General features: G+C 36.8%; 6 protein-coding genes and 1 pseudogene. 3 read left to right on the top strand and 4 right to left on the bottom strand.

Translation table 11 applies throughout. The features are described from left to right. Positions 1-303: 303 nt before the first annotated feature. From H5157_RS20415 to H5157_RS20405, 3 genes and pseudogenes are all read right to left on the bottom strand, one after another. Positions 304-702: a hypothetical protein gene (locus H5157_RS20415; RefSeq protein ID WP_182725396.1), complete on the bottom strand. Its 399-nt coding sequence runs from the start codon at positions 700-702 to the stop codon at positions 304-306. 169 nt (positions 703-871) lie between these two features. Then, on the bottom strand, positions 872-1,729 hold the full coding sequence (locus tag H5157_RS21065; protein ID WP_182725395.1) for a pentapeptide repeat-containing protein: 858 nt from the start codon (positions 1,727-1,729) through the stop codon (positions 872-874). A gap of 190 nt (positions 1,730-1,919) precedes the next feature. Beyond that, a pseudogene (locus H5157_RS20405) lies at positions 1,920-2,168 on the bottom strand (endonuclease III); the annotation flags it as partial. Between the two features lie 67 nt (positions 2,169-2,235). Between H5157_RS20405 and H5157_RS20400 the strand changes: the two are divergent. Next, the gene (locus H5157_RS20400) at positions 2,236-3,897 is read left to right on the top strand and encodes a recombinase family protein (protein ID WP_002962286.1); all 1,662 of its coding nucleotides are present in this window, start codon (positions 2,236-2,238) and stop codon (positions 3,895-3,897) included. A gap of 77 nt (positions 3,898-3,974) precedes the next feature. Here the strand turns inward: H5157_RS20400 and H5157_RS20395 are convergent, their stop codons facing one another. Then, a complete protein-coding gene (locus H5157_RS20395; RefSeq protein WP_002962287.1) occupies positions 3,975-4,178 on the bottom strand; it encodes a hypothetical protein in 204 nt (67 codons plus the stop codon). Between the two features lie 567 nt (positions 4,179-4,745). Here H5157_RS20395 and H5157_RS20390 point away from each other — a divergent pair. Together H5157_RS20390 and H5157_RS20385 are read left to right on the top strand one after the other, a co-directional pair. After that, a complete protein-coding gene (locus H5157_RS20390; RefSeq protein ID WP_010558040.1) occupies positions 4,746-5,138 on the top strand; it encodes a hypothetical protein in 393 nt (130 codons plus the stop codon). 129 nt (positions 5,139-5,267) lie between these two features. Further along, on the top strand, positions 5,268-5,552 hold the full coding sequence (locus tag H5157_RS20385; RefSeq protein ID WP_002962289.1) for a hypothetical protein: 285 nt from the start codon (positions 5,268-5,270) through the stop codon (positions 5,550-5,552). Positions 5,553-5,870 lie beyond the last annotated feature (318 nt).

Below are 5,870 nucleotides of genomic sequence, written 5' to 3'. Positions count from 1 at the left end.
GAGGAGCCTTCAATCAATCGAACTACTGTATAAAAGGCTTTGGTTGCAGCCAAAGCTTGGGCCTCACATTACCCGAACTTGGTTAAAGTATTAATTAATTTATGGGTTTATTATCCATACAAGCACTATCAAAGCGAGATGTTAAAATCAATATTCGACCAAAAACACCATGGATTTCATCAGTAAATTCCGAACGTTCAAAGTCAGTTTGAAATGCAGTGTTCATTGCGTACCTTATAGAAATATAAAACCGCAACGGCTAGGCTGTCCAAGCCACGCAGTGGCTGATGCTGGATTGCTTTGTTATATTTCATAGTTTGAATCAATAGAAATATTACACCCCAATTCATAAGCCCAGTTTTCATGATACTTTATCATTAAATCAACATCCATGAGGTGCTCAAGTGTAATAGGCCTAAGCTCAAGTTTTGGTGCGTGCCCACCAAGATTAACATTCCAGACATAGATACGCCCAGTCTTACTACTGCGTTTTAAACTGAATGATTTCATTCCACACTTTCGTGCTATTTCAGTAAAAGGAAAAAAGCCTAACTCATATTCTGGCATATCTCGTAAATTAGCTAATGTTCCATATTGACTCTGTGAATAATCTCCACCAAATGACTCATACGAGGACTCGGAATCATTAAAAAGTTTAATTAATTCACTAGAGTTTGAAAATTTATATCTATCTGCTGTCATGGGGACCTATAACACCCGCATTTGAGGCTGGTTTGGAGCGCAGCGGAAAACCAGTCCGACAACATGCGCTTGTTAACTATTGACAGCACTATACCCGACTGATACTTTGACACTTCGATAGGCCGGATGCGGGTCAGCAGCTCTTGAGCTGTGTGAAGGTTCGATTCCTTCAAGGCCGGCCCTTGTTCTTCTGATACTTAATATCAGGTCTCAGAGAAATCAGCTCCGCCATTATTTCATCTGATACTTTCACGTAGTCTAAATTCTTTGCTCTCAGCAAAAGCTCCGAAGATAGGTGCATTGCGTTATGGAAAGATGCATGTTTTAGATTAGCGCCATCAAACTTTGCTTCTCGAACATCGCATCCATTAAAAACACTGCTTTGTAAGTCTGAATTTGTGAATTCAGCTCTTTCAAGGGACGAATTAGTAAAATCCACCCCCTTGCATATTGATTCATTAAACTTACTTTTTAATAGGTCACAGGACTGAAAAGTAGTGCTTTTAATCGTGCTTTTCTGAAAGTTTGATGATCTCATTTTCATAGATTTAAAAATAGAACCAACAATAGATCCCTCGACAATTTTTAGCCCAATAAGTCTGGAGTCCTCAGCAACCATTCCTTTTACTTTTAGCCCATTTAAAACTAGGTTTTGTACATCTATATTTTTGATATTGTGTTCATTAAGCCTTTTTATATGGCCTAATTTTTTCACGTTAATTTCGGGAAAGTCTAAAGCCGAGAAGTCTTCTAGATCTTCTCTTAATCTTTTTATTTCGCCTGACTTACTCCTTTTAGAATCAAGCCATAGAATTAATACACCAATAATAGACAGCTCGAAAACTATGCCGTGCATTTCAACTAGGAAGTTTTCCCAAAAATCCTTGTTATAAAGGCCTAGTATTGTGTTTGGCAGCACAGTGCTACTAACGCCATCCCAGAAAGCTGTTATTAAGAAAACCACAAGCACCAAAACCGCAGCAATAATTGCTAATGTTGCCACTGAGCTTTTAATAATGATTTTCACTCGATTCCTCAAAGATAGTTAACAATTTAATAGTGCCTCATCGCGCATATTTCTGCCGACTTAACGCTCATTAATCTACTTTATATAGTTTTAACAAATTACCTAAGGTATTACTATTACTAAGGTTTCTAAAATTTTTAAGTGAAATTAAATGAACTAATATGTGCTCATCGCTCAAGGCAGCCTATAGTTACTCTGTTTTATCTTTAAACTCACACAAGTCTTCAATAATACAGCTGCCACACTTAGGTTTACGTGCTACGCATGTGTAACGTCCGTGAAGAATCAACCAGTGATGTACGTCTACTTTAAATTCTTTTGGTACAACCTTTTCAAGCTTTTGTTCTACAGCTACAACATCTTTACCCATGGCAAGCTTGGTACGGTTGGATACACGAAATATATGTGTATCTACGGCTATTACAGGCCAGCAAAAGGATAATAATAGTAGATACTTATATTGTATTGATTTACACTGTATATAACAACAGAGGTGAATCAAAAACATGAATAAGCATACTACTTTAAAACCATTACTCTATAGTTATATACGCTTTTCTACAATCGAACAGGCTAAGGGGCAGTCTTTAAATCGGCAGCTTAGTTTTGCTAAAGAGGTTGCTAAGGAAAAAGGGCTTGAGCTTGATGACTCATTATCAATGCGTGATATGGGGTTAAGTGCGTTTCATAAAACCAATATTACCCGGGGCGCTTTGGGTATATTTTTAGCGGCGGTAGAGCAGGGTAAGGTACCGGCGGGTTCTATTTTAGTGCTTGAAAGTTTGGACCGCATTTCTCGTGCTGCGCCGCTTGAAAGTCAGGGCATTATTGCACAAATTATTAATGCTGATATTACGGTGATCACGGCGGCTGACCGTAAAGAGTATAATAAAGAAACCATTAAAAAGAATCCGATGGATTTGGTTTATATTATCCTGGTGTTGATACGGGCCAATGAGGAAAGTGAAACTAAATCTCTGCGGGTTCGTTCTGCGTTGACTAAGCAATGTGATGATTGGTTAGCCGGCAAACGTGGTTTTAGGGTTAAGTGTGGTAAGCCGCCTAGCTGGGTAGTGTGGAATGATGATAAAAAGTTATTCGACTTCGATCCGCACAATAAAGCTATTATGCTGCGTAAGCTTGAATTATTTAAAAAAGGGCACGGCGGTATAAAAATAGCTGAGCTTATTAATGCAGAGTTTGGTGCGGGTACTGTTCACCACACTGGGGCTAATGTTTATAAAGAGGTAAAGCGCCGTTCGTTAATTGGTGAGCTGAATGTAAAAGTAGGCGATGCTGATTACGTTCTTGAAGGTTATTACCCGCCATTAATGAGTAAAGTTGAGTTTGATTTTTTAGTCGCAGATTCATCTAAACGAGGTGCTACGAAACACACACAAAAGTTTGTGGGGATTTTATCGGGCGTTGGTGTATTTAAATGTGGTTGTTGTGGTAAATCGGTCGGTTCGCATGTTGTTTATCGTAAAAAGTGTATTGATGAAGTAAAAAGTAGCCATAAGCGCTATGGTTGTGTTGAAGCTAGGCGCAATAATAACTGTACAATGAGTTCTACAGTGCAAATTGAAATGGTTGAAAGTGCTGTTGTTAAGTTTTGCCAGGATAAAGTAAACCTGCAACGTATATTGCTAGGGGGCAGCGACCGCGAATTAATTAATACTGAAGAATCAGCACTGGTTGCGCAGCTTGAAAAAATTAATGACGATATAAACTCACTTACAGAAACGCTTTTAATACTTGAGGGCACGCCACCACAGGCGATAGCTAATAAAATATCAGCCCTTGAAACACAAGCGCGTGACATTCAAACCCAAATAGATACCAGTAAAAACAAGCTTGCTAAAATTGACCACTCTTTTCGTGATGAAGTAACAGACCGCTGGTTATCGCTTACTAAAAACCTTGTAAAACTTTCCAATGACGAACGTTTAGCTATTCGCCAGCTAGTTAAAGATACTTTTAAAAGCATCAGTTTACAGCTAAATACATTTAGCGGCGATAAAGGTGGCCTCAATAATGTTTTTGAGCACCTATTAGGTGCCTCAAATGCTGACTACTTTGAGCTTTTACTGGAATTTCATAATGATAAGAAGCGTTTGTTGCGTCTGCATAAACATACTGGTGAGCTAGTTAGTGGTTATGACTTTTGACGTAATTACGAAGTGGCCTGACGCAAGTTTACCCTTGCAACAGGCCATATTCAATATTATTTAGTTGAAGGGCTTAGTTATTTAGGTTCTTTAAAATAATTAGGATCAATACTTGTAAACCTGGCACAAAAGGTTTTAATAATATGATCTAGCATTGCTTCAAAGACCATTAACTCAACAACCATACCTGACTGAATAATCTTACCTTTATTGGTTATTATCGCTAGCGCATATCCTTTTTGCATTTGCAGTCCATTATTATTAGAAGAAATAATTTGCATAGAAACCTTTAAGTTATTAATAAAAGAATTGGTTAGCTTGAAGGCTTAATTAATCAAACTAACAGTACTATGATAACTATTTTCAAAATTTTTCAAAATTTAGGGATGTTTTGGATATTTTTCTGAATCCCTCCGCTAAATGGGGAGTTAGATTGCATCTTGATTAAAATTCAGAGAAAAACACAAAAAATTTTTTAGATAAATAGAGAATTAAGTAATGTGTTTTGTATATTTATCAGGAAATTATTGAAGTTGGTTTATTAATTGTTCAATACTTATTACTGATAGGTAGGCTCAAGTTACTCTTCACGCTGAATTGTCTAAGCACTTAAAATATAGGTTTACTTTCTGGACTTTTTAATAACCACGACTAAAACTATTGTTAATACGGTCGCAGGTAATAACCAAATATATTCCGCCATATTATTCATCCTCAAGGTTGTACAGTGATATTCCAACATTAATGATTTTTATTATTTTTGCAAATTAAACCAACAAAACGCAATTCTTCACTTTTACCCATTGCATGGCCCTAGTTAATTTCAGGACAATTAACGAGGACAAATCATGAAAAATATTAAATCTCAATTTATTCGCCAATACGTTCGAGCCAGTAGATCTCCGTGGGATGACTGCTCTACAATTTTATTGTTAGCAGATGTAGTTAATGAACAAACATTAGAGTTAAATTTCAATAATTACATCTATTTACATAGAGATAGCGTTGGAAAAATACTTGGCATTAGTATTTCAAATAGTATGTTGGAAAAAAATCCAAGTTTTGAGAATAGGTATTTAGAAGGGCACGACATGACGCTTTTTTTACTTATCTACATAGAGCAAATAACACAGTTTTGTGAGCTGTTCTCTGAAGAGTTCCAGCAAATATTTATGCAAACGCCAACTACATTTTTTGCAGCAACAGAAAGTGATTGGGTCGATATTATCGACAATGCATAACCCCCTAAGCGAACATTTGTTCGCTTTTTTAAAAATATTTTTCGTAAACCGTTTTAAATACCCATGCCTGATTTTATTTACTAATACGTTATCGATTTTGATAACAAAACACACAAGGATAGTGAAAAAATGAAACATACATACGTATCAACATTGGATTTTTTAAATTTATTACACTCATTTAGCCGAGTAATCACCGCTAATGACCACCAGATAAACTTATTAGAATTACGCAGTGATAATGCGAATTTAGATGAGCTGTGGGAGGTTATTGGCCCTGAAATTACAGCGAATAAAACACTAAATGAGTTTGCTATGCGAAAACTTGCTTATGAGCTCATGCACAGCCTAATTAGCCACCCAGTAGAGCGTGTGGAGCTGCCGTGTGACTTCGAGGATGATGTTTATCCCTAGGGTCTAATTGAAAAAATTAACGATTGAAACTGAGGTCATAATGGTTATTTTCAAAATCAAAATAACAGCCTAATCATATCTCCCAAAATATGCCTGAATCATTATTTGCTGATTCGTTGCCCTAACTGCAATAGCGTTTAATAGGGCATTTTACTCAGTTACTGAGTATCAAACCTGGGAGGGGGTCCTGCGCAAATACAGGGTTTCGTTACGATGCCTCAAAAGCGAGGTCATTGTAATCATGTTTGGCAAGGCCATAGGTCAAATGCACAAGGGAGGTAGATTTATGTCTATCTCCCTTTTGCGTATTTCAGTAAG

The organism is Pseudoalteromonas sp. SG43-3 (genome assembly GCF_014164385.1).
Lineage (GTDB): Bacteria > Pseudomonadota > Gammaproteobacteria > Enterobacterales > Alteromonadaceae > Pseudoalteromonas > Pseudoalteromonas distincta.
The sequence above is the reverse complement of the archived record's forward strand: the minus strand, read 5'-3'. Positions and strand labels throughout refer to the sequence as shown.

Excerpts from the sequence above, each read along its gene's own strand:
- H5157_RS20415 (WP_182725396.1), bottom strand. The coding sequence starts at position 702 with ATGACAGCAGATAGATATAAATTTTCAAACTCTAGTGAATTAATTAAA.
- H5157_RS20400 (WP_002962286.1), top strand. The coding sequence starts at position 2,236 with ATGAATAAGCATACTACTTTAAAACCATTACTCTATAGTTATATACGC.
- H5157_RS20395 (WP_002962287.1), bottom strand. The coding sequence starts at position 4,178 with ATGCAAATTATTTCTTCTAATAATAATGGACTGCAAATGCAAAAAGGA.
- H5157_RS20390 (WP_010558040.1), top strand. The coding sequence starts at position 4,746 with ATGAAAAATATTAAATCTCAATTTATTCGCCAATACGTTCGAGCCAGT.
- H5157_RS20385 (WP_002962289.1), top strand. The coding sequence starts at position 5,268 with ATGAAACATACATACGTATCAACATTGGATTTTTTAAATTTATTACAC.